Raw genomic sequence first — 22570 nt, forward strand, 5'->3', positions numbered from 1 at the left:
ATATAAAACTCAGCAATCAATATCGTAAATGTAATAAATTAACCCAGTATGTATTCCTGCGTTGATGCTCTCAAAAAATACTCTTAATCTTTTTTGATCATAATTTTCCATTCAAACTCCTGATAGGCTCTATATGAGTTATCCATACACCGCCCCAACAAAAATAAAAAAAATAATTCTCGGCATTTCAAGTTTTTGTATAGCCAGCTTAAGCTATGCAGAAACATGGGTATACTTTGCTAATAACACTGATTACAGTGTTCATGTAAATACTGAAAACACTGTAGGTAATCTCAGCTCTGATTATTGGACCAATAATCCCGGTGAAATACCTGCAAGAAATGGCGATGATAAAAAGATAGAGCAAAACCCTATTGCAAAATTTAACCGTAATGAAGGGCTTGGGTATAGTAATCTATTTGAGTTTGTCTCAACCCTAACCATAATGTCGCAAAAAGTAACGTTCACTACACAAGTTACCAGTTCGCCTTGCAATGAGTTTCTAGGAATATGCACTGGTCAAGGCAGTACAATAAAAACCAACATACAAAGTCCTGGCCAAAATAAACCTCATAAATTCACAGATGATTATACTCCAAAGACGTTTACATTTACGCTAGATAATGGACAAACAATTCAAGCACAGTATCGGCAATATAATTCGGGCACAGGCGATGATCAGATTTATTTAATACTCAATCAGGATCACCCCAGCAATTATACTGTTGCTGAAGATGCAACCAAAGAAAATGTTATTGATGTCATCAACTACAATACGTGGATGCCAAGAGGTGTGGCCAATAAAGCCAGCTATCGAAAAAATGAAATTCCATTTCATTTAGCTCCCTTCGATATCGTGGTATTAGAAGAAGCCTTCAATGACGAATACCGTAATGACATGCGTGAAGCTTTGCAAAAAACACATCCTTTTTGGACTGGTCCTTTGAATTTACCTAAAGACCAAACATTTCAGGATGACGGTGGCGTTGTGATTTTAAGTCAATGGCCTATTGCAACTGATAGCCATGATCAAGAAATAAAAGACTCAATCACTTATACACAGTGTCCATGTGGATTTAATCAAGAATACAAAGGTGCCTGGTATGTCAAAATATTAAAGCACGGCACACCTTATCATGTTTTTGGCACCCATCTGCTTTGGGATAAAGCGCAAACAGCAGATATTAAAACAATGGCACAAGTTACGGAGCTTGGTAATTTTATTGCTAAACAGAAAATTCCTGCGAATGAAGCAGTCATCATCGCTGGAGATATGAATGTGTTTCAGCATAAGTTGATCTATACCCAAATGTTAGACTCACTCAATGCCGCTAACCCATCCTACCCAACAGATGCTGTACTCATCAACAGCCATGATGAAACAAGAAACAGTGATGCTGAAGGTGGCACTGGTACCCTTGATTATGTTCTTTATTCCACAGAGCATAAACAGCCAGTATCCAGCTACACGAAAGTCATACCCTTTATGAGTCCACAAACGAATGATAATAATGGTAAGGGTGGATACCTGTTAAGCCAGTATTTATCTGACCATTTTGCTAAGCATGGCCACTTTGAGTTTTTAGCAAATAGTAATCATCCTGACTATCTCGAAATCAAATCTCTCGATGAATATAGCTATACCTTCAGTTATAGTGGAGGAGGGGCATATACATGGGTAGGCGTCTATCGTGAAAATGAAACCCCAGATCAAGATACTGCTTATATTTGGGGATATACTCCAAACCATCGTGGAGAGTTAAACCTGACCATCGCAGAAACAGGCCGTTTTAAAGCTTATTTGCTCGATAATAACCTTAACAAAATTGCAGGGCCTATTTATTTCAACAAAAATTAGCTTGGCCGTTAGTCACTTCAACAAAACTATACGTCTCTGAAGGCTTGGTTGCCGTATCCTTACGGCGACCAGTTCAGCAAACGTTAACCAGGCTTTTTTGTCTCCAAACAATCATAATTTTTTATTCTAGTAAGATTGAATAACGACAAATAGCAGATTCATAATTACTCTATTCCCATAGTATTCTCTTTTTCCTTAACAGCAGTGGACACTATAATGCATAAGTGCGTTCAATGTACGTTTATGCCATTGAATCGAATAAACGACGACAAGGCTTTCCATAATGAAAAAAGTTGTTACGAAAAGTCATTCAGAAATTACCCGCTGGCCAATTTTAGATAGAAGCGATGAGTCAGCTGTCATTGATGTGTTAAGAAGTGGCACGATCTCTAAAGGCAGCATCATTCAAGTTCTTGAAAATGAGTACAAAACTTTTACCGGACGTAAATATGCTTTAGCTCATAATAATGGAACATCAGGTTTATTGGCAGCTTTCTTTAGTCTTGGTTTATCTCCTGGCGACGAAGTTCTGGTACCTACAGCAACTTTTTGGGCATCAGTACTGCCACTTATATGGCTAGGTCTGGTACCTGTTTTTTGTGAAAGTGAGCCTGAAACACTAGGGATTGACCCAGAGGATATGATAAAAAAAATAACGCCAAAGACCAAAGCTGTTGTTATCGTACACCTCTGGGGACTTCCTTGTAAGGTTGAAGAAATTAGCTACATCGCTAGAAAACATAACCTTAAGATCATTGAAGATGCATCACATGCGCATGGCGCTGAATACAACGGCAAACTCTGTGGAGCTTTTGGTGATGTTTCCGTATTTAGCCTACAAGGGGATAAGTTAGCGCCAGCAGGCGAAGGTGGTATATTCATTACTGACGATTATGAATACTATGAAAGAGCTACTTGTCTTGGGGACATTTCACGTATTAATGAATTAACAACTCCTCAACGTCGATTTGCCGCTACAGGGTTTGGAGTTAAAACCCGAATATCTTCACTCGCTGCAGCACTTGGTGTTAGTCAGCTTAAAAAACTTAAGAAGAATAACCAACTACGCAATACAAACCATCAGTACCTTTCTCATAAACTACAAGCGTTGGGTTTTGACTGCTTCATCCCATCAAGTAATATTCAACGAGTCTATTTTGAGTTTATTATTAGGTACGGAGACACAGAGCCTGACAACTTCCTTCAAACACTACAGCAACTTGGCTGCCATGTAGCTCGACCACGTTACCCACTCCTGCATCAACAACCTTTTTTTACTGAAGGATGGTATAAAGAGGTTGGCCGATACCCCAAAGGGTGTGGCGATTTAGACCAAGTCATTTCAGGCAGTTTTGAAAAAACGATCACTGAGAATAATCGCTTAATAAAACTACCTAACTTTTGTGGTGAAGATAATGGTATTTTAGATCAATATGCTGAAGCATTCAGGTTAGCCATTTCTTAACTGCCCTTCACCAAAATATTCAAGCTCAGTAGCTCAACGCTTCACTTATTCAAAAATTAAGTTTTACTAATACATATACCCCTTTCTGCCATCTTTATTACAAAGCCTCTAGCTCTTTTAAATACGTGCTGATACGCGATTAATACTAAACCAAATAAAAAAATAGCCGATAACTTCTGTTATCGGCTATTTTTTTGCTTATAAGATAATATAATACCTGATTTGATATTACGTATTACTATTTACTAAAAATAGTAATATAATTATTTACAACCAAAGCTGATTAATAATCAACCAAACAAGACTATACTTAACTAAAACAAACACTTATTGAGAACACGAAGCGCTATGGCAAGCTCAGTTACACGTGAGGCAGTCTTTACTGCCTGTAAGAAGTTGTTTGAAGAAACAGGCCATGTAAAACAAGCTGATGTACAAGCTATTACGGGGGGATCATTCACCAAACTTGGGCCATGGATACAAGAATGGAAGGTACTTAATGCCCGGCTCAATGGTCTTGAGTACCTAGACCATGAACTCCTAGCAGGGTTAAACGAGTGGTGTCTTCAGCTCAAAGAAAAGTTTCAGTCAGAAGCTGCGAAACAAAATGAAGACTTACACGCAGAACTCACGAAAGAAAAAGAAAAACAAGCTCAATTCCAGCAGGATAAGGACAAACAGCGTGATGAGCTGGCTAATATGCATGCTAAATTGGCGGAGCTAAGAGATACGGTATCTGAGCGAGAACGTCATATTGACCGTAAACGCACAGAGCTCAGTCAGCTAAAAACAGAACGTTTAGAGTTTAAGCAGCGCTATGAAGCTGAGCTACAAACAAATCAACTATTAAAAAACTCTATTGAGCAGCTCCAACGCAAAGTTGAAGATGAACGACATAGCGCCAATAAACGACTTCATGATGAAATGAAGCGAATCAGTGACCTTTATGAAGCGAATGAAAACAAGCTTTATCAACAACTGGATGAGTCACGTCGTGCACAACGAGAGCAGGAAAAACGCAGTGGACAGGAAAACGATAAACTGAGACAAGAAGTATCTGATCTGAGCAAACAAAAAAATGAACTGAACAGCCAGCTGGTTCGAACCCAAGCAGACTTAGCTATTGTTCAGGAACGACTGCAGGAAAAAGAAAAGTCCCTCGACTCACTGACCGAACAGCATCAACAAACCCTTCAAACCTTACAGCAAGAAAAAGAACGCCGCCAAGAAATGCACGTTCAGCTGGGTCAACTCAAAGGTCAATTCTCTGTTATTCAAGAGCGTCATGATCAGCTTGAGCACCAGCTTCGAGAGCTGCGGCATATTGAGGCTGAACTCAAACTTTTGCGCCGCCATCAACAAGATGACTCAACGGATTAAAAATAGGGGAGTGCATTACTCGTTTGGAGCAAGCTTCATGAGTTTTGCCTCTCGGTCAGCTTGATCTAATTCTGCTAGTGCCTCACAGGCTTTATAAAACGAAGAGAGCGTTTGCTGTTGTGCTAATAGAACTTGTAGTGCTGGCACCCACCGATAATAGCTGGCTATAGAGGACAGCTTCGCATTATTCAGCCCTGATGTGATCCATTGATCGTAGGCAGACCACTGCTTCCAGGGGCCTTGACGTAGCTGATGATAGTCATGCTGTATCGCAGCGATAACCCGCTTTTTTTGCTGTAACTTTTGCTCATCCGGTAAATGACTTCGATACAAGGCGCCTAATTGCTGACGATAACCTAATAACCAACGGGTAAATTCATCCTCAAATTGCAGCCGACCTTGTAAAGGCTTTAATGGCGCATCACCAGCATGAGCTTGCTGAAACCAACGCTTAACCCCTTCAAGCGCAACAACGGTTGCCAAGCTCTCGTTAAAATCTGTATCACCAGGAACATACAGCCATTGATGGGCAATTTCATGAAAAAGTAATTCAGCAAGATAAGCTTCAGGAAAGTTTATAAACGTATTGAGTAGCGGATCATTAAACCAGCCTAGTGTAGAATACGCCTTAATACCTGTCACATAGGTATCAAACCCTTGGACCTGCAGCTGAGCAGCAGACTGCATAGCATCTGCTTCAAGATAGTAACCACGATAGGCCAGGCAACCGACCAGGGGATAACACCAGGTTTTCTGCTCAAGCGATAAGGCTGGAGCCGCAAAAACATTCCAAACAACATAAGGGCGTTCAAGGTCAGCATAGTGCTGGTAGCTATTTTCTACAGGTAAGTGCAACTGCTGGTCAGCAAAATGCAACAACTGCTGGCTCAATGCTAACTGTTGTTGAAGACGTACATTATCTGTCGCATTAATAACTTCTACGACAGGTTTACGGCGTTGAATTACCTCTAACTGACCAAAAGCAGCTTGTTTATAATAATGAATTGTCTCACAGCCCGTTAGCAAGACTGAAAATATGAATAAAATAGCGACGTTATAAACGGATACTCGCCCAATGGCGACGCGACCAAATAATGCCATAAATCACTGAAGTTAACGTACGTTGTATAATTTGTAAGAGCCAAATTGCTATTAAGCCATACCCCAGATAAGGACCAAATACCCAGGCCAACGGCAAGAAAAATAGCCATTGCATAGACACAGCAATTTTAAGTACTGTCCTGTTTGCTCCAGCCCCGAGTAGCGCCTGAGTCAACACCAATGAGGTGGCATCCAACACCATCGTTAGCCCAGTAAGCTGCAAAGGTAGTATGCCCATGGCTCGTATCTGCTCATCATAAATGAAGCAGCTCAAAATCAAGTCAGGAAAAAGCCAAAAGGGGATACCTAATACAATGAGAACTCCACCCGCTATTTTGACAGTATCCCATCCCCACTGGTAGGCATGATCTGGCTTATTTTCACCCAGGGAGTGACTCACCAGCGTGGTGGCTGCCATACCCAAACCAACACCAGGAAGAATAAGGAATAATGCAAGATTGACCAGTACATGCCCAACTGCCAAGGCATGACTCCCCACTTGTCCTATGATCCAAAACATTGCGGTTATCCCTGCCGCAAACAGAGTTTGTTGTAATGAGGTAGGTATCGTCAGTTTAAGTACTCCAGCCCAGGTTCGCTGATCAGGCCAACACTGCAAAAACCCGTGACGACGCCCCATTTGCCATGTCATCCAGGCATAAATAGCACTGCCAAGATACATCGCTAGTGTTGTACCTAACCCTGCACCAGCTGAACCCATTTCCGGTAAACCAAAACAGCCGAAAATAAGACTATACGACAGAATAACATTAATAATATGCATAAACAGGAGTGCTCGAAGATATATCATGGAATGATTGATGCCATTCCAAAACCCTCGAAACGAAAAATTAAAGGCCACCGCAGCCACACTCAAAACCCGCCACTCGAAATAGGGAATGCCTTCTGCAAGCACACCCGGGTCAGAATTCAACAGCTTCAGATACCAGGGTGCAAACATGTAAATAACAATGCTGACAGGTAATGCAACGGCAACCCCGACTAGTAAACCAACATGAAGTGGCTGAGCACACTCGGCTGTACGCTGCTGTCCACTACGCCGAGCGACAAGTGCTTGAACCCCTGATGAAAGACCAGTCACCAATGACACGCACATAAAATTTGCGTAACTTGCAATCCCTACACCCGCCAGTGAAATTTCACCTAAGCTCCCAACCATTGCAGCATCGACAAGGTTTAACAAGCTTTGTGACAACATGCCACCAATGATAGGTAAACCGAGCCATAAAATGGTTTGAATGCGTTGACGTTGCAACCGTACCCCCAATACTTGCGATGAGCGCTCGACTAACCCTTAGTGCGTTATCTTGCCTTATAGGACAGTACTTCAAGCTACTTTTTAAACCAGGCAGATAATAAGGTACTAGTCGAAACCGAAAAGATACTATTTAAGGTAAGTTAATACGATAAGGAAACATTTTTTACTCCCCCAAAATGAGGCTGTCACAAATGGAGGAGTAGCTCATGTGTGATTAAGGCTCATAACCTAAGTTAGGTGCCAGCCAACGTTCAACCTCTTCAATCGTCATACCTTTGCGCTTAGCATAAGACTCAACTTGATCTCGTGCTATTTTTCCAACAGAAAAGTATCGAGCGTCTGGAGCAGAAAAATACCAGCCACTGACCGATGCCGCAGGCAACATTGCAAAGTGCTCAGTCAATGACACACTTGAGTTTTGTTGAGCCTCTAGTAACGCAAAGAGAGTTGTTTTTTCAGTATGATCAGGGCAAGCAGGATAACCTGGAGCAGGGCGAATACCTTGATAACGCTCTTTAATCAGCCCCTCATTATCCAGAGACTCGTCTGCAGCATACCCCCAAAACTCTTTGCGAATACGCTCATGCATATGCTCAGCAAATGCTTCTGCTAACCGGTCGGCAAGGGCTTTAACCATAATGCTGTTGTAATCATCATGGTCAGCTTCATACTGGCGGGCAAGTTCTTCCGCGCCAATGCCTGCTGTCACAATAAACCCACCGACATAGTCGTCAACACCACTGTTTTCTGGCGCAATATAATCAGCTAAACAATGTTGTGGTTTGCCTTGAGGTTTTTCAATTTGCTGGCGTAAATGATGCAAACGTGCCTTAACGGAAGCACGCTGCTCATCTTCATACACCACAATATCATCATGATTTTGCTGAGCAGCAGGCCAAATACCTATTACCGCTTCTGCTTTAATCAGTTGCTCATCAATGAGTTTTTTTAACATCTGTTGTGCATCATTGAATAACTGAGTGGCTGCAGCGCCCACCACCTCATCCTGAAGAATAGCTGGGTATTTACCCGCTAAGTCCCAGCTAATAAAGAAAGGTGTCCAGTCAATATAGGGAATTAATGCCTTTAAATCATAATCTTTAAACACTTTCACCCCAGTAAAAGCAGGCTTGGGTGGTGTATAAGCAGCCCAATCAATCACCTGTTTATGCGCCGCCAAATTCGAATAAGCGACAGGGCCAGCTTTTGGCTTGCGTCCCATGTTGCGGGCACGCACAGTGTCATACTCTTCTTTAATTGACGCCACAAACTGTTCAGGTTGTGCACTTAGCAGCTGAGTAGCAACACCCACACTTCGCGATGCATCAGGCACATAAACCGTTGCCCCTTCATACTGAGGCGCAATTTTGACTGCAGTGTGTGCTTTTGAGGTTGTGGCGCCACCAATTAACAGGGGTATATTAAATGACTGGCGTTGCATCTCCTTAGCCACATGCACCATTTCATCAAGTGATGGCGTAATCAAACCACTTAAACCAATAATATCAACATTATGTTCACGGGCAGTTTGCAGAATTTTCTCACAAGGCACCATCACCCCCAGGTCAATCACTTCATAGTTATTACATTGCAAAACGACCCCAACAATGTTTTTACCTATATCATGCACATCACCTTTTACTGTCGCCATTAGGATCTTGCCTTTGGCTTTTGCGCCTTCACTTTTTTCTGCTTCAATAAAAGGCACTAAATGAGCGACAGCTTGCTTCATCACGCGTGCACTTTTCACCACCTGCGGCAAAAACATTTTCCCAGCACCAAACAAGTCACCGACCACATTCATACCTGACATCAGAGGACCTTCTATCACCTCAACGGGTTGATCTGCTGCTAATCGTGCTGCTTCTGTATCCTCAACAATATACTGAGAAATACCTTTAACCAACGCATGCTCCAACCGTTTTTCAACAGGTAAACTCCGCCAGCTTAAGTCCTCAACAGATTTTGATGTAGCTGTCCCATCACCACGAAACTCATCAGCTACTTCCAGTAATGCTTCAGTAGCATTTTCATTGCGGTTTAATACCACATCTTCCACACAATTGCGGAGCTTTTGGGGGATTTCTTCATAGATGGCCAGCTGCCCCGCATTGACAATGCCCATGTCTAAACCAGCTTGAATACCGTGGTAGAGGAAAACAGCATGAATGGCTTCACGGACAGGATTGTTTCCACGGAATGAAAAAGAAACATTACTCACTCCACCTGAAATCAGGGCATGAGGTAAATGCTGTTTTATATAGCGACATGCCGCGTAAAAAGCTTGGGCATAATCATTGTGCTCTTCAATCCCTGTTGCTACCGCAAAAATATTGGGATCAAAAATAATATCCTGAGGCAAAAAGCCAACTTTATTTACCAAAACATCATAGGATCGCTGGCAAATTTCTATTTTACGTGCTGCTGTATCTGCCTGGCCTTGTTCATCAAACGCCATGACCACAACTGCGGCTCCATAGCGCATACAACGTCGAGCCTTATCGATAAAATCGGCTTCACCTTCTTTCAAACTAATAGAATTTACAATGCACTTGCCTTGTACACATTTCAGTCCGGCCTCAATGACATCCCACTTGGAGGAGTCAATCATCAACGGTACCCGAGCAATATCCGGTTCAGCAGCAATTAAGTTCAGGAACGTAATCATGGCTTGCTTGGAGTCAAGCATGCCTTCATCCATGTTGATATCAATTATCTGCGCACCATTTTCCACTTGGTCTCGGGCGACTTCTAACGCAGTCTCATAATCGTTTTCACGGATAAGTCGTGCAAAACGAGCTGACCCCGTAATATTGGTCCGTTCACCGACATTCACAAACAGGCTATCAGCTTCGATATTGAAGGGTTCCAAGCCACTAAGGCGACACGCTACAGAAAGTGTTGGCCGTTGACGAGGAGGGTATTTAGCCACTGTATCGGCAATCGCACGGATATGCGCTGGTGTAGTACCACAGCAACCACCAATGATATTTACAAAGCCACTTTGCGCAAACTCCTCGATAACCTCAGCCATGCTCTCTGGAGACTCATCATACTCACCAAACTCATTGGGTAACCCCGCGTTAGGGTGTGCACTCACCAGGGTATCGGCTTTTAGCGCCAGTTCTTCAAGGTAGGGGCGTAACTCCTTAGCCCCAAGCGCACAGTTTAAGCCGATACTTAGTGGTTTAGCATGAGCAACAGAGTTCCAAAATGCTTCCGTGGTTTGTCCAGAAAGCGTTCTACCAGACGCATCGGTTATTGTCCCTGAAATCATGATGGGTAAATTCACCCCTGTTTGATCAAACAGGGTTTGCACTGCATAAATCGCCGCTTTACAGTTAAGGGTATCGAAGACGGTTTCAATCAGAATAATATCGACACCACCCGCAATCAGTGCTTTTGTGGCTTCGGTGTAATCTGCTACTAGCAGATCAAAGGTGATATTTCGAAAACCAGGATTATTAACATCTGGAGAAATAGTTGCTGTCCGGCTTGTGGGGCCTAACACACCTGCCACAAAGCGGGGCTGATCTGGCGTGAGCGCTGTCATTTCATCTGCCGCACGACGGGCTAATCGAGCAGATTCGTAGTTGAGTTCAGTGACTAGTGACTCAAGACCATAATCAGCTTGGGAAACCTGCGTTGAATTAAATGTGTTGGTTTCAACAATATCGGCTCCCGCCTCAAGATATGCTTTATGGATAGCAAAAATGATATCTGGCTGGGTTAATGACAATAGGTCATTATTGCCTTTCAGTTCTCGATCAATATCAGCAAACCGTGCACCACGATAATCAGATTCTTCAAGACGGTAAGTCTGAATCATGGTTCCCATTGCACCATCCAGAATCAAAATCCGTTGCTGTAACTGGTCCATTAACGATGTGGTGCGTTGGTTTATTACTGTCATTATCCTATTCCTGAAGACGGGTTAACAATCGGCATAGCCTTGGAAAGATCTGCTAACACTTCACAGCCGGTAACTCACTTGCGATACACAAGCAAAGCTAGGCATTCTAACAAAATCCCCAATAATAAGGCGATGTTTTAGTAGTAAACTGTCGCCTATTAATACCCGATCAATTTACTCGGAATTGAACTTGCTATACACTGTCTAACTAGAACGTGAACTAGTCTGAAGTGTGTTACTGAGAGCTATCAATGAATATCACAATTACTGAGTCAGCCCAAGAATACTTGGCAGAACTACTGGCAAAGCAGGAAGTGGAAGGGATTGGTATCCGCATTTTTATCACACAACCCGGAACGCCTTACGCTGAGACCTGCATCGCTTACTGCAAGCCCGATGAACAACAGGCTGGCGATATTGAAATGCCGTTAAACGGCTTCAGTGCCTGGATTGAAGGTGACAGTGAGCCGTACCTTGAGGAAGCAGAAGTTGATTATGCTACAGACCGCTTTGGTGGCCAGCTCACCATCAAAGCACCTAATGCTAAAGTGCCTCGTATCAGCGAAGACAGCCCTTTGAATGAACGTATAAATTACATTCTCATCACTGAGATTAACCCTGGACTTGCTGCACATGGTGGACGGGTTGAGCTTGTCGAAATTGTCGAGGATATTGCTGTTTTACAGTTTGGAGGGGGTTGTCAGGGGTGTGGCATGGTTGATTTAACCCTAAAAGAAGGTATAGAAAAAACCCTCTTAGAACGTATACCCGAGCTTAAAGGGGTAAGAGATGTCACTGATCACTCTGATACAACACAAGCCTACTACTAAAACAGGAGTAGCAATAGTTTATAAATACATCCCGTTTTCAGCCAAAATACACTTTGGTTCAATTTGTTTTTTTTCAGTAAGAAATGAAATTAGCCAATAAACCATTTGAAATTTTGACTAATAACGTAGGGGCCTTAAAAAAGCAATTTAATACAAGCTTCTATTTGAATTTAAATTACTATTACAAGACACATGACCTACGATAAATATAAGATCTACTCAAAAATCTAAATTTTTTTACGTTATTTCACCCAGCATTGATTCACTGGGTGAAATAACATGAAGTGCAAGTATGTGAACGTTTTTATTATGCGTTAGTCCTGATCAATAAGAACGCCAAAACTAACTTATTAAACTACTTCATAACTTTTTACCGATGCTGGAGAAGTGGATGGAAGTTCTGAAGTAACGGCTGAAACAGGGGCTGGACAAAATAGTTTGTGCAGTAAGCTAATGAGTTCTTTGGCTTCCTCACTGGCTAAAGAGTAGTAAACTGTTTGCGCTTCTTTGCGCGTAGTCACCAGACCATCCTTGCGCAGTACAGCTAAATGCTGTGAGAGGGCTGACTGACTCAAATCGAGACAGTCATTCAACTGCGAAACAGAAAACTCCCTTTCCCCCAAGTAGCATAAAATCATAAGTCGATTTTCGTTACTTATTGCCTTGAGAAAATTTACAGCGGTACGTGCATTTTCTCTCATATGATCAGGGTTTACAGTTGTACAAGTTGGTGATGTCATGGACTGCCTTACCATAGTGATCACTTTTTACGTATCGTAATGAAACTGAACTGAAATGACAACTAAACACTTAGTAATGTCACAAAACTAACGACCTCGATACAAAATATTACAATCCTGCAAGCTGAAGCCGGTTAGCGTGCTGACGATAAACTGTCACCGGATCTGTCTCAAATAAGTGGTGGATACCAAAAAAGTGATTTATTTGATCTAAATGGTTCATCTTAAAATTATCCCGAATAACACGTCCCAAGTGGCTACTACAACGGGCAACCATTCCATCATTTTCTTCTGAAAAAGCCAGCCCTGTTGCAGACAACGCATAATCACTGGCGTCAAGAACATTCGTCAGCTTTGAACTGCCTGCCCAAGAGTAATAACGCACTCCATTAACCAACGATTCACCCTCACCGCAAAAAGATGATGGAATACCCGCAGGAAACTGGGCATTAAACAATGCTGATTCATAAGTACTTAAAGAGGAGAGACTTCGCTGAAAATCTTGCTTGTCTTGAGGAGAGCCAGATGCAATACCAATAAGCTTTGCTAAACCATTGGCTATCTTTTCCACCAGTTTATCGCCTAAATTACCCGCAGGTTTAGACATGAGCAGGTCAGCCACTTTACTGCCTTTATGGGGAGAACCCACCGATGATACAGACTTAACCAGGTCTGGGCGCACGGCAGCAACATAACGACTGGTGGGACCACCTTGAGAGTGGCCAATCAGGTTAAATGCTGAATGCCCTGTTATCGCTTTAAGCTCTTCAAGATAATGCAATAGTTCTTCACCACGACGAACACTGTCTTCCAACGCTGTCACTTGAGCTACATAAACCTCAGCACCACTTCGACGTAAGTCAGATATGATGCCGTACCAATAATCTACACCCAGAGCAGAGTCAAAACCAAACATCCCATGAACCAAAACAATAGGATATCGTGTTTTTGTATAGTGTGTAGCATTGTGTTTTTCTGTAGCAAAACTAGAAACCGATGAAACAACTAAAGTAGCGCCAAATAACCACGCACTTAGCTTAATTGACATTTTCATAAATTGATCCTTTGTTGTTATTATATTTTCCTTAATTGTTATTATTATTCACACAGCTCAGAAGTTTATCTAAGCAAACACCTCCCTTAGAAGAAGATCATTTTTTATATTTTTAATTATTTATTCACACTTTTTATTCGTAAAAAAAGTGTCTTACATTTTAGGCTAAGCTTATAAATGCCTAAGTGAATAAGACATTGGTTATTTGATTATATTTAGCGTGAATTAGTCAAGCATTTTGTTAAACAATTCTCGTTGTTATGTCGACTACTGCATAATTTCTCTAATACGTGCATCACTTGCCAACATACATTTTTATCAACAAGTGGATAAAATTATGTAACGAAACCACTAAACCAAATTAAAGACGTGTAAACATCGCCTTTTTCAAACAAAACTAAAACTATCGTATAAAATTATTAAAATTTAACTAATCAATTCGCCCATCTTTTCTATAATCACACATCACTATTCGAATACTGTTTCAACTCAAACTGGCAAGCACTCATTTTGTTACCGGTAGTGATAGATCATCTGTTGCTATACAGTCAATTTTTAATTCCCCAGCCAGCCACTATTTATGTTGGAGGAATATAGTCAATTGCAACAATCGTAATTGTCTTATGGCCAGCCGGCAGGACCAAATCAACCTCATCAAACAATGTTTTACCGATCATCGCACGCGCAACAGGCGCATCAATACTGATCAAGCCACGGCTTGCATCAGATTCATCTGTGCCTACCAGCCGATAGCGAGATTGAACGCCATCTTCATCCTCCACAGTAACCCAAGCACCAAAGTATACTTTGTCCTGCTGCTCCGGCAGACTATCAACAACTTTGATATGTTCCAACCGTTTTCTTAAATACCTCACTCGACGATCAATTTCACGCAGCTGTTTCTTTCCATAAATATACTCAGCATTCTCAGAACGATCACCCAGTGCAGCAGCATCTGCAACAGCCTGAGTGACCTCAGGACGCTTAGTACGCCACAAGTAGTCAAGCTCTTCTTGAAGTGCTTTTGCACCTTCAGGTGTAATATAGGGCGGACGAGAAAAATTAGATTTGCTCATAATTGAAAAGATTGATGAAACATTTTAGTAATAACCAACGTGCCAGGTTGGATTAACTGTAGTCTATTCAAAAGACAATAAATCGTGTATCTTAGCCGCCTTTTGCCAGGAATGACAGACGATACGGTGAAACGCTACAAGCAGAGTATACTTTCTGATTACTTTGTGATTATTGACCCCGAAAGTCATGAGCACCACCTTGTGGAATCAAACTATGACATTGAAGAAGGGCAACGAAATCGCACGCTTTGTACAGAAGTAATTCAACATGCTACCTTTGCTGACGTGCTTACTAACCAACGCATGTCTGAGGTGTGCCTTATCTGTAAGGCAATATTATTACGTCGAATTGAAAACATGCCTCATGCCGTCAAAAAAGCTAAGGCATTAAAAGAGCAGCAAGAGGAACTCTCCACCGAGATTTCCCCTCAACAACTTTCACTGCTTCAATAATTTAGCTTAGAAAAGGCTTGCGTTCAGGGCTTGATAGACAAGCCCATCGTCATGTTACTCCTGCTTCGCATTACGCTTTGGCAAAATGTCTTTCAGCTTGTTGCGCATTTCAATCAAGCTGTTCTCTGTAGTCTCCCAGTCAATACAGGCATCTGTGATAGATACACCATACTGCAAATCTTCCAAGCTATCAGGGATGGATTGACTACCCCAGCCAATATGGCTTTCTACCATCAAACCAATAATAGACTCATTACCATCAATGATTTGATTCGTCACATTTTCCATTACTAATGGCTGTAAGCTTGGGTCTTTATTTGAATTGGCATGGCTACAGTCAATCATCAGATTAGGGGAGATACCATGCTTGTTTAATGCTTGCTCACACAGCGCGACATTTACTGAGTCATAATTAGGCTTACCATTACCACCACGCAGCACCACATGCCCATATGGATTCCCACGGGTATGAATAATCGCTACCTGACCATCTCGATTAATACCTAAAAATCGGTGAGGACTTGAGACAGACTGCAAAGCATTGATTGCCACAGTAAGACTACCATCTGTGCCATTTTTAAAGCCTACCGCAGAGGACAAACCACTTGCCATTTCTCGGTGAGTCTGGGACTCAGTTGTTCTTGCTCCTACAGCAGACCAGCTGATTAAGTCCTGCAAGTATTGTGGAGAAATTGGGTCAAGGGCTTCTGTGGCTGTTGGCAGGCCAATTTCAGCTACATCTAGCAGGAGTTTACGACCGATGTGTAGTCCATCTTCTATTTTAAAGGAATCATTTAGATAAGGATCATTAATGAGGCCCTTCCAACCTACCGTGGTTCTAGGCTTCTCAAAATAGACACGCATAACAAGATAGAGTGTATCTGACACAGCATCGGCCAGCTTCTTCAAACGATGAGCATAATCAACCGCAGCTTCAGTATCGTGAATCGAACAGGGACCAATCACAACCATTAACCGGTGGTCCGTATGATCCAAAATATTTCGAATAGTCTGGCGACCTTGATCTACAACCTCATAAGCTTTATCAGATAACGGTATATCACGCTTCAACTGGGCTGGTGTTATCAATAAGTCCTGTGCGACAACATTTAAGTCGTCAATGGGTAACTTAGACATCATGATTCCTATTTGTTTATTACACCCTATCTTGTTTTTCTTGGCTCATCAGCACCAAGTGAATTCATTGTAATAAAACATGTGCAATAAAAAGAGTCTATGATGACATTTTTTCTAAAAAAACTTTATTAAACGATGAAAAGCTATAGAGAGACCTTAATTAGACGAGAAATATTGGTGAAATAAAGCGCTGATTGCGTTGGTCGCGACTCCATTAATTGAAACGTTTGTACATAATTTTGTAATTGAGACTTATATTCTGCAATTTCCTGCTGAATTAAATTATCAAGCGAGCCAGTTCGTGCATCAAACTCAACTGTTTTATAATCGACAATCCAGCGTGTACCCGCAGCATCAATAAATGTTCTATCAACAACATAGTGCAGCATTTTCCCTCGAACTTGCATAGTAATCGGGTATTCACATTGACTGTCTTCCAGAGAATGATCCAGCAGCCACAATGCTTGAGGGTCTTGCAACGTTTTAGTGACCGCAGCCCTAACAGATTGCAGCGCCCGATCATAGTCCTCTCGTCCAACACCCAGTTGACGCAAATGCTGAAGCCATACCGCTTGCCGCTGATCACAGTAAGCTTTAGCGTGGGACTTAATTTTTTCTATTCCTGTAATCGTAATGTGGTAAAGCGCCCGGTGCACAACCGTACCCACATGGCGTGGCACATCATCCCAATTTAACTCAGGTAGATTCTCTTCATCGTCGTACTCTTCACCACGGTAGGCCTTTAACAACTGCCCCCTCGGTAAACTAGGGCAAGTCCAATCAGCAGGCAGTCGATGCAAAAACTGCCCGCTCTCTATCGGCTTAGATGCGAGGGCTGTATCGGAAGCGGGCAAAGCTTGCCACTGAATCTGGTGCCGAATAGCTGGCCAGATACAAGCAAGCAAAGCGTCTTTACTTGGCTCTTTATTCTGCTCACCAGAAAATAGTAAATAAAGTTGTTTTTTAGCACGAGTACAGGCGACATAAAGCACTCGAATCGACTCAAGCCGTTGCTTTTGCTGCTCCTGTTGACGGATGAATTCATAAAGCTTGTCACCTTGTTCATCTTCATAACGATGCAAAGGGGACATTAAGAGTGAGGAAGCTGCTTGCTGATCTTCACTTAAACGCTGTTGCCACAACAATAAAGATGAGCTGTCAGCCTGACCTCTTTTCTCCAGCCCCGGCAAAATGACGGTATCGAACTCCAAGCCTTTAGCTTTATGAATGGTCATAATTTGCACTCGAGGATCACCTTCAGGATCTGCTTGTGCGTAAAGCTTCACAACCTTTTCTTCAAGCTCCATATGATTAAATGGCTTAATTGCCGATGAAGGCATAGCATCTAATACCAGCCAGAAAGCATCTAAATCATTTAATGTCACCAAATCTAGCGTAGCAGCTGGCCCGCCCAGTGCTAACCAGCAACCATGCACCAACGTGACTAAGTGCTTGCGTTGACGTTGTAAATAAGCTTTAGCCAATACGGGTGCAACTCGTTGCAAGCGCAATACACCATCACGGCTTAGACGCTGCATGATGTCTGGGCTTTCAATGCTTTGAATAACCGTTTTACTTGCTACTTGAGCAATGGTTTCCAAGTCTTGTTGGTTTAAACCACACCATGGTGCTCTTAACACAGCTAACCACGCAAGCTTGTCAGCAGCATTCGTCAGTGCCCGCGTCAAACTTAACAGGTCAAGAATCAGAGGGCGACTGGCTAAAGGGTCAATATCTGTAGCCTGCCAGCGAATACCTGCTTGCTGGAGAGAGGGAATAATCGTTCTAAGGTGACTTCGGTTGCGCACCAATATAGCAATCGTCTCCCGTGGCCTTTCATCTAAATGCTTTTGCACCAGCTGAGTGACTTGTTGAGCTTCTAGCTGCCGAGAACTATCTTCACACCCCATACACAGAACTGGTCTGTCATCTAATGCCGGGCAAAATGGTGTGGAGGCACTGTACTGAACGGCACCTAAGGGAATATTTTCTTGGGCAGGGAAGGCTTGTTTAAAAACCTGATTGACCCAGTGAATAATACCTGCTTGAGAGCGAAAGTTTGTAGTGAGCTGCAAAGGGGTTAATGACACGTCACCCACACCATATCTTCGGGCGCGCAAAAACAGTCCTACATTAGCATCGCGAAAGCCATAACAGGACTGCATTCCATCGCCCACAATAAACAACGAGCGACTATCATCAGCTGTCCAGCCTTGCACCAGTCGCTCTAGTAGCGCAAACTGCGGCGATGAAGTATCTTGAAACTCGTCCACTAGGATATGCTTTATCTGATAATCCAAGCGCAATGCTAAGTCAGAGGGTGTTAAATCCTGGCCCAAAGCTACTAATGCAGCTTCAGTGATCTGGCTATGATCCACCGTCCCTTGATCACGGAAAACCAATAGTAAGTGCCCGGCTAAACGGGGCAAAACATGACTTAAGGCCTTTATCACCTGCCATTGATGAGGTGCATAGCTAACCGGTGGCAAACTCCTCACTTGCTGCAAAGCATCAGCTAAACCAGGCTGTTCAGAAAGGGTCGCTAATAACGCATTGACTGCCTGTTTCAGTGGTTCAAACTGTGCTTTTTCTGCTTTCGTCTTTCCCGTTGGAAAGCCTTGCTTTTTCGTAACCGACTTCCGCCACTGGCCTTTTTGGGTTAATAACATATCAGCCAGCCCAAGCCATTGAGCAAGGTGGCTTGGTTCGGCTTTGGGGAGCTCTACCATGCCCAGGCATGCAACCTGGGTATGATCAGGTTCTTCACTCACCAGCTGCTGTGCTGCTTGATCAGCTAACATCACCAGGTCACTGTCATAGGGTGTAAGTTTTTCTCTTACCTCCAATAACAGCTGACAATTAACCTGATAAATAGCCTGTTCCAACTTGGCCTGGAACTGCTCATCCTGATGACACGCTACCATAAACTGTAACCACTGATCTCGGCGCTCCAGCAAACTCACCAATAGTCGCTGCAGTCGATCCATCCGGTTATCTAAGTGGTCCAACAATAAAGCGATATCGTCACCAATCACATCCTGGCTATTTAGTTCCGCCAGCAAACGTTTAACAGCGTCTTCATAGAGGACTTGGGCACTATCAACAATATCTGGCATACCTCCAAAACCTGACAGCATAGGCAACTGCCGAGCGAGTTGGGCACAAAACCCATCAATAGTTTGAATACGCAGACGATTGCCATTTTCCAGTAACTGCCAGCCCATAGTGGCATTTTTCTGTAAGGCCTGACGAGCAAGCTGATAGGTTTGGGCTAAGTAGGGATCTTTAGGGCAAGAGGTGGTAGCAGCCTCACGTAAGGCGTTGAGAATACGAACACGCATTTCTGCTGCCGCCTTACGGGTAAAAGTAATGCATAGAATTTCTTCTGGTTTTTCCACAACACCCAGTAATGTTAATACCCGCTGCGTCAATAAACCGGTTTTTCCAGAGCCTGCGGGTGCAGTCACTGCAAACGACTGGGCAGGATCAAGTGCGGCTAACCGAGCTTTAATATCAGCTGGCTGACTCATAATGACAGCTCCTGCACTCGACACAGAGACTGCCGCTGACACTGTTGGCAAACTTGAGGGCGCTTGGGTTCAACACGAGTATCACCTTGCAAAAAGCCTTTTACTAAATCCGTAAGGTTGGTTTGCCACTGTTTAATAAGCTCATCCCACTGAGCGGGTAGGGCGATCCGGCGTTTTTTAGCGGTTAAAGGATCTATGCCCTCTATACCAACCTCCGCTGCTGCAAGCCCTTGCCACTGACACAATCCTCGCCGCACTTCGGCAAAGGCTAGTGCGGTGATTGGCTGCTTAGCTTGCAAAACATACAAGGGCAGCTGGGGGTTATCAGGTCGCTCACCTAGCCAGCTTTGCAGTTGGCTGGCACTACTTTTGTAGTCAATTAACAGTAAAGTACCATCAGCCAAGCGATCAATGCGATCAACCTGAAGCTGCAGAGGCAAACCTGCAAACTCGCAACGACGGCGCCTCTCAATAACCACTACCTCAAAATCAGGCCGAGCTTTTTCTAAAGCAAGCCACTGGAATAATGTTTCCTTGAGCCGCTGCTGCTCCATTTTATAAAGGCGAGGAGTCAACAGCTGGGGTTGGCGCTTACGGAATTGCTCTAACGCTTCTGCAATAGCCGCATCAATGAGCTGAGCCTCTTGTGCTTCAGTCAATGCAATCAACTCCTGACGTTTACCTAGCTGTTGCCAGCAAAAGGCCAGTGCCTGGTGCAGATACTGGCCTCGATCCTGAGGAGTAATACCAAACACTACCTGAGGCCATGGATTTACGCGCAGCCGGTGCTCAGCAAAGGCTTTGAATGGGCATAGTGCTTGATTTTGTAAGATCCGACTTCCCCCCCTTACTTGGGCTGGCTGTGCCACTCCCGCACTATGATCCACCCGCCAGCGCTCTAAGTGATGCTGAGCAAGGAGTGTCTTGGTATAGTCATTAACAGGTTTCAGCCAACGGTTAATATCCAAAGTAGGCAAGTCGTTAAGTAACGGGCAGGGCGCTTGTTCTCTTTCCCCCTCATGTTTTGCATATGAGAAAACAACGTGCTGAGCATTGTGCTGATAACCTGAAATCAGAGACTGGGTAAACATCAACTCTCGCTCAGCAGAAGCATGAGGCATGTGCAATCTAACTTGCAATGCAATCGGAATCAGTGGGTTAGGCGCTGGGGCGGGAGGCCAATGGCTATCATCAAAGCCAACTAACCAGCAATGACTAAAGCGTAAACCCGCACCTTCGAGCGCGCCTAATATTTGAATGGGAGAATCCTTGGTTTGGGCTTGAAAGGTATTTTGCAGCAACTGGCGCTGCAGTAGTACCAGTGCCTCAGGCAATGACAGTGTTTCAGTAAAGCCATCAAGCCCAGCAAAACTTTTAAGGGCTTCATAAAAACGAGTAACCTGCTGGTACTCAACACTATCTAACCGCTGCTCCCCAGGCCAGCCAAGCAGTGCAAGCTGCTTAGCAAATAGTTTTGCCCAGTGGCTTGGCCATTGTTTGTGCCCCTGAAAACCACCTTGATGCTCAACTTTCAGCTGTTCAAAGCGCTGCAACTGCTGGGTTAAGTAGCAGGTAGGCTCGGCAAGCAAGTCGCCTTGTGGATTCAATTGTTGCAGCTGATGCCAGCGGGAGTAACTGGCTTGACTTCGGTATCGCACCAGCGAAGTAGAAAGCTGTTCTTGCTGCAAGTCTGCCAGCTCTCTCAAAAAATACGCAAGGAAGCCCTCTTCATATAAAGACACACGCCAAAAGGGTGTATTAAATAGTGCTTGCCAAACACTGGTGGATAATTGGGGCCGGTTGAGCTGTAACATCATGAGTGCGGCAACCACAATGGGTTGCTGGCTGAGTGGCGTGCCCGCGGAAAAGTTAAAGGGCAGGGTATAACGGGCTGTATCGGCCAGCATGTAGTGAGGCTCAAATACCTGCTGAAAGATCCGCTCAACCTGGTCTCGGCACTGACTTAAGGTCGGCACAATAATACCAATCATGGCCTCTTGGTTTTCAGCTAACACTGACTTCGCCCACTGAGCCGCTACCCGTAACTCATCATGAAAACGGGGTAAACAGGCTAACGCTTTAGTTTCTGGCTCACAGGTAGGACGAATATCGTGGACAGCATCTGCTGCCACCTGAAAAAGGGCTTGATACAAAGGTGCCAAAGAGTCAAAGCCCACTAGCCAAATATCACTTAATTTAGTTAACCATTGCTGCTGCCAGGCTTTTGTAAGTACTTCTGCAAGCTGAACGATAGGTAGCAAGTGTTGCTGCTGGCACTGCGCTAAAAATTTGACACTCCATCGTTGGAGCATGACACCCTCTGAGGTAGTCGCTAACTCATTATCATCGAGTGCAACTTGCCATAAAACCAGCTGTTTAAAGGCATTATGTGCCGTATGTGCAGTTGAGGTAACGCGCAATAGTGCACTTGCGTCGTCATCCTGGCGTAAAATTTGCTCCCACATCAACTGGCTTTGAAATTCAGTGAGTAGTGTTCGGGTCAATGCAGGTCGATAACCTAAATCAGCCAACCGCGCCCACTGACTTTGCAGCCAGGCTTCAAGTGCCATTACTCTGGGAGTTGGCCAAGCATGAAATCCCATTGCAACCTTTTCTTGAGCATAAGCTGCATGAATTTTTGCAGCCATACGACGGTTTGGCGTGATAATCGTATGTTGCTCCGTCAGTGCAGGACGAAGTGCTGTTAAATCAAACAACGCTTTACTCAATGCTTAACGCTTCCTTTTGACCTTT

The 22570-nt window shown here is 43.6% G+C and carries 14 protein-coding genes; 5 read left to right on the plus strand and 9 right to left on the minus strand.

Features of this window, described 5'->3' with window-relative positions:
- Positions 1-133: 133 nt before the first annotated feature.
- From KHS79_RS06300 to KHS79_RS06310, 3 genes are all read left to right on the plus strand, one after another.
- Positions 134-1858 carry a sphingomyelin phosphodiesterase gene (locus tag KHS79_RS06300; protein WP_212717653.1) on the plus strand — a complete coding sequence of 575 codons (1725 nt, stop codon included), beginning with the start codon at positions 134-136 and terminating at the stop codon, positions 1856-1858.
- Between the two features lie 283 nt (positions 1859-2141).
- Positions 2142-3323, plus strand: coding sequence for a DegT/DnrJ/EryC1/StrS family aminotransferase (locus tag KHS79_RS06305; RefSeq protein ID WP_212717655.1), 1182 nt, complete (start codon positions 2142-2144; stop codon positions 3321-3323).
- Positions 3324-3671: 348 nt separating this feature from the next.
- The gene (locus KHS79_RS06310) at positions 3672-4703 is read left to right on the plus strand and encodes a coiled-coil domain-containing protein (protein WP_094787335.1); all 1032 of its coding nucleotides are present in this window, start codon (positions 3672-3674) and stop codon (positions 4701-4703) included.
- A gap of 15 nt (positions 4704-4718) precedes the next feature.
- Here KHS79_RS06310 and KHS79_RS06315 read toward each other — a convergent pair whose 3' ends face one another.
- The 3 genes from KHS79_RS06315 to metH form a co-directional block, all read right to left on the minus strand.
- Positions 4719-5804: an aminopeptidase gene (locus tag KHS79_RS06315; protein ID WP_212717657.1), complete on the minus strand. Its 1086-nt coding sequence runs from the start codon at positions 5802-5804 to the stop codon at positions 4719-4721.
- Positions 5758-7080, minus strand: a complete 1323-nt coding sequence (locus KHS79_RS06320; protein WP_233468287.1) for an MATE family efflux transporter — start codon at positions 7078-7080, stop codon at positions 5758-5760. Before KHS79_RS06320 ends, KHS79_RS06315 begins: the two co-directional genes overlap by 47 nt.
- Positions 7081-7297: 217 nt before the next feature.
- Positions 7298-10996 carry a methionine synthase gene (gene metH / locus KHS79_RS06325; RefSeq protein ID WP_212717659.1) on the minus strand — a complete coding sequence of 1233 codons (3699 nt, stop codon included), beginning with the start codon at positions 10994-10996 and terminating at the stop codon, positions 7298-7300.
- A gap of 251 nt (positions 10997-11247) precedes the next feature.
- On the opposite strand from metH, the gene nfuA reads away from it, so the two are divergent.
- The gene (nfuA, locus tag KHS79_RS06330) at positions 11248-11826 is read left to right on the plus strand and encodes a Fe-S biogenesis protein NfuA (protein WP_094787338.1); all 579 of its coding nucleotides are present in this window, start codon (positions 11248-11250) and stop codon (positions 11824-11826) included.
- Between the two features lie 350 nt (positions 11827-12176).
- On the opposite strand, the gene KHS79_RS06335 is transcribed toward nfuA, so the two are convergent.
- From KHS79_RS06335 to greB, 3 genes are all read right to left on the minus strand, one after another.
- Positions 12177-12566 (minus strand): ArsR/SmtB family transcription factor, encoded by a 390-nt coding sequence (locus KHS79_RS06335; RefSeq protein ID WP_084611214.1) that lies wholly within the window; start codon positions 12564-12566, stop codon positions 12177-12179.
- A 109-nt stretch (positions 12567-12675) separates the two neighbouring features.
- Entirely contained in the window at positions 12676-13620 is a 945-nt protein-coding gene (locus KHS79_RS06340) for a lipase family alpha/beta hydrolase (RefSeq protein ID WP_094787339.1), read from the minus strand.
- Positions 13621-14198: 578 nt separating this feature from the next.
- Positions 14199-14696 carry a transcription elongation factor GreB gene (greB, locus tag KHS79_RS06345; protein ID WP_212717661.1) on the minus strand — a complete coding sequence of 166 codons (498 nt, stop codon included), beginning with the start codon at positions 14694-14696 and terminating at the stop codon, positions 14199-14201.
- Positions 14697-14780: 84 nt separating this feature from the next.
- On the opposite strand from greB, the gene KHS79_RS06350 reads away from it, so the two are divergent.
- Positions 14781-15149, plus strand: a complete 369-nt coding sequence (locus tag KHS79_RS06350) for a hypothetical protein (RefSeq protein WP_157365442.1) — start codon at positions 14781-14783, stop codon at positions 15147-15149.
- Between the two features lie 54 nt (positions 15150-15203).
- On the opposite strand, the gene KHS79_RS06355 is transcribed toward KHS79_RS06350, so the two are convergent.
- From KHS79_RS06355 to KHS79_RS06365, 3 genes are all read right to left on the minus strand, one after another.
- Positions 15204-16286, minus strand: a complete 1083-nt coding sequence (locus KHS79_RS06355) for a 3-deoxy-7-phosphoheptulonate synthase (RefSeq protein WP_212718116.1) — start codon at positions 16284-16286, stop codon at positions 15204-15206.
- A 143-nt stretch (positions 16287-16429) separates the two neighbouring features.
- Positions 16430-19816, minus strand: a complete 3387-nt coding sequence (locus KHS79_RS06360; RefSeq protein ID WP_212717669.1) for a UvrD-helicase domain-containing protein — start codon at positions 19814-19816, stop codon at positions 16430-16432.
- On the minus strand, positions 19813-22545 hold the full coding sequence (locus tag KHS79_RS06365) for a PD-(D/E)XK nuclease family protein (RefSeq protein WP_212717670.1): 2733 nt from the start codon (positions 22543-22545) through the stop codon (positions 19813-19815). The genes KHS79_RS06360 and KHS79_RS06365 overlap by 4 nt, the downstream gene beginning before the upstream one ends.
- Positions 22546-22570 lie beyond the last annotated feature (25 nt).

Origin of the sequence: Zooshikella ganghwensis (assembly GCF_018263875.1) — a bacterium.
Lineage (GTDB): Bacteria > Pseudomonadota > Gammaproteobacteria > Pseudomonadales > Zooshikellaceae > Zooshikella > Zooshikella ganghwensis.

What these genes read in the sequence shown, in the direction of transcription:
- KHS79_RS06355 (WP_212718116.1), bottom strand. Translation starts at nt 16,286, where the DNA reads ATGTCTAAGTTACCCATTGACGACTTAAATGTTGTCGCACAGGACTTA.
- KHS79_RS06315 (WP_212717657.1), bottom strand. Translation starts at nt 5,804, where the DNA reads ATGGCATTATTTGGTCGCGTCGCCATTGGGCGAGTATCCGTTTATAAC.
- KHS79_RS06305 (WP_212717655.1), top strand. Translation starts at nt 2,142, where the DNA reads ATGAAAAAAGTTGTTACGAAAAGTCATTCAGAAATTACCCGCTGGCCA.
- KHS79_RS06340 (WP_094787339.1), bottom strand. Translation starts at nt 13,620, where the DNA reads ATGAAAATGTCAATTAAGCTAAGTGCGTGGTTATTTGGCGCTACTTTA.
- KHS79_RS06310 (WP_094787335.1), top strand. Translation starts at nt 3,672, where the DNA reads ATGGCAAGCTCAGTTACACGTGAGGCAGTCTTTACTGCCTGTAAGAAG.
- KHS79_RS06360 (WP_212717669.1), bottom strand. Translation starts at nt 19,816, where the DNA reads ATGAGTCAGCCAGCTGATATTAAAGCTCGGTTAGCCGCACTTGATCCT.
- metH (WP_212717659.1), bottom strand. Translation starts at nt 10,996, where the DNA reads ATGACAGTAATAAACCAACGCACCACATCGTTAATGGACCAGTTACAG.
- nfuA (WP_094787338.1), top strand. Translation starts at nt 11,248, where the DNA reads ATGAATATCACAATTACTGAGTCAGCCCAAGAATACTTGGCAGAACTA.
- KHS79_RS06335 (WP_084611214.1), bottom strand. Translation starts at nt 12,566, where the DNA reads ATGACATCACCAACTTGTACAACTGTAAACCCTGATCATATGAGAGAA.
- greB (WP_212717661.1), bottom strand. Translation starts at nt 14,696, where the DNA reads ATGAGCAAATCTAATTTTTCTCGTCCGCCCTATATTACACCTGAAGGT.
- KHS79_RS06300 (WP_212717653.1), top strand. Translation starts at nt 134, where the DNA reads ATGAGTTATCCATACACCGCCCCAACAAAAATAAAAAAAATAATTCTC.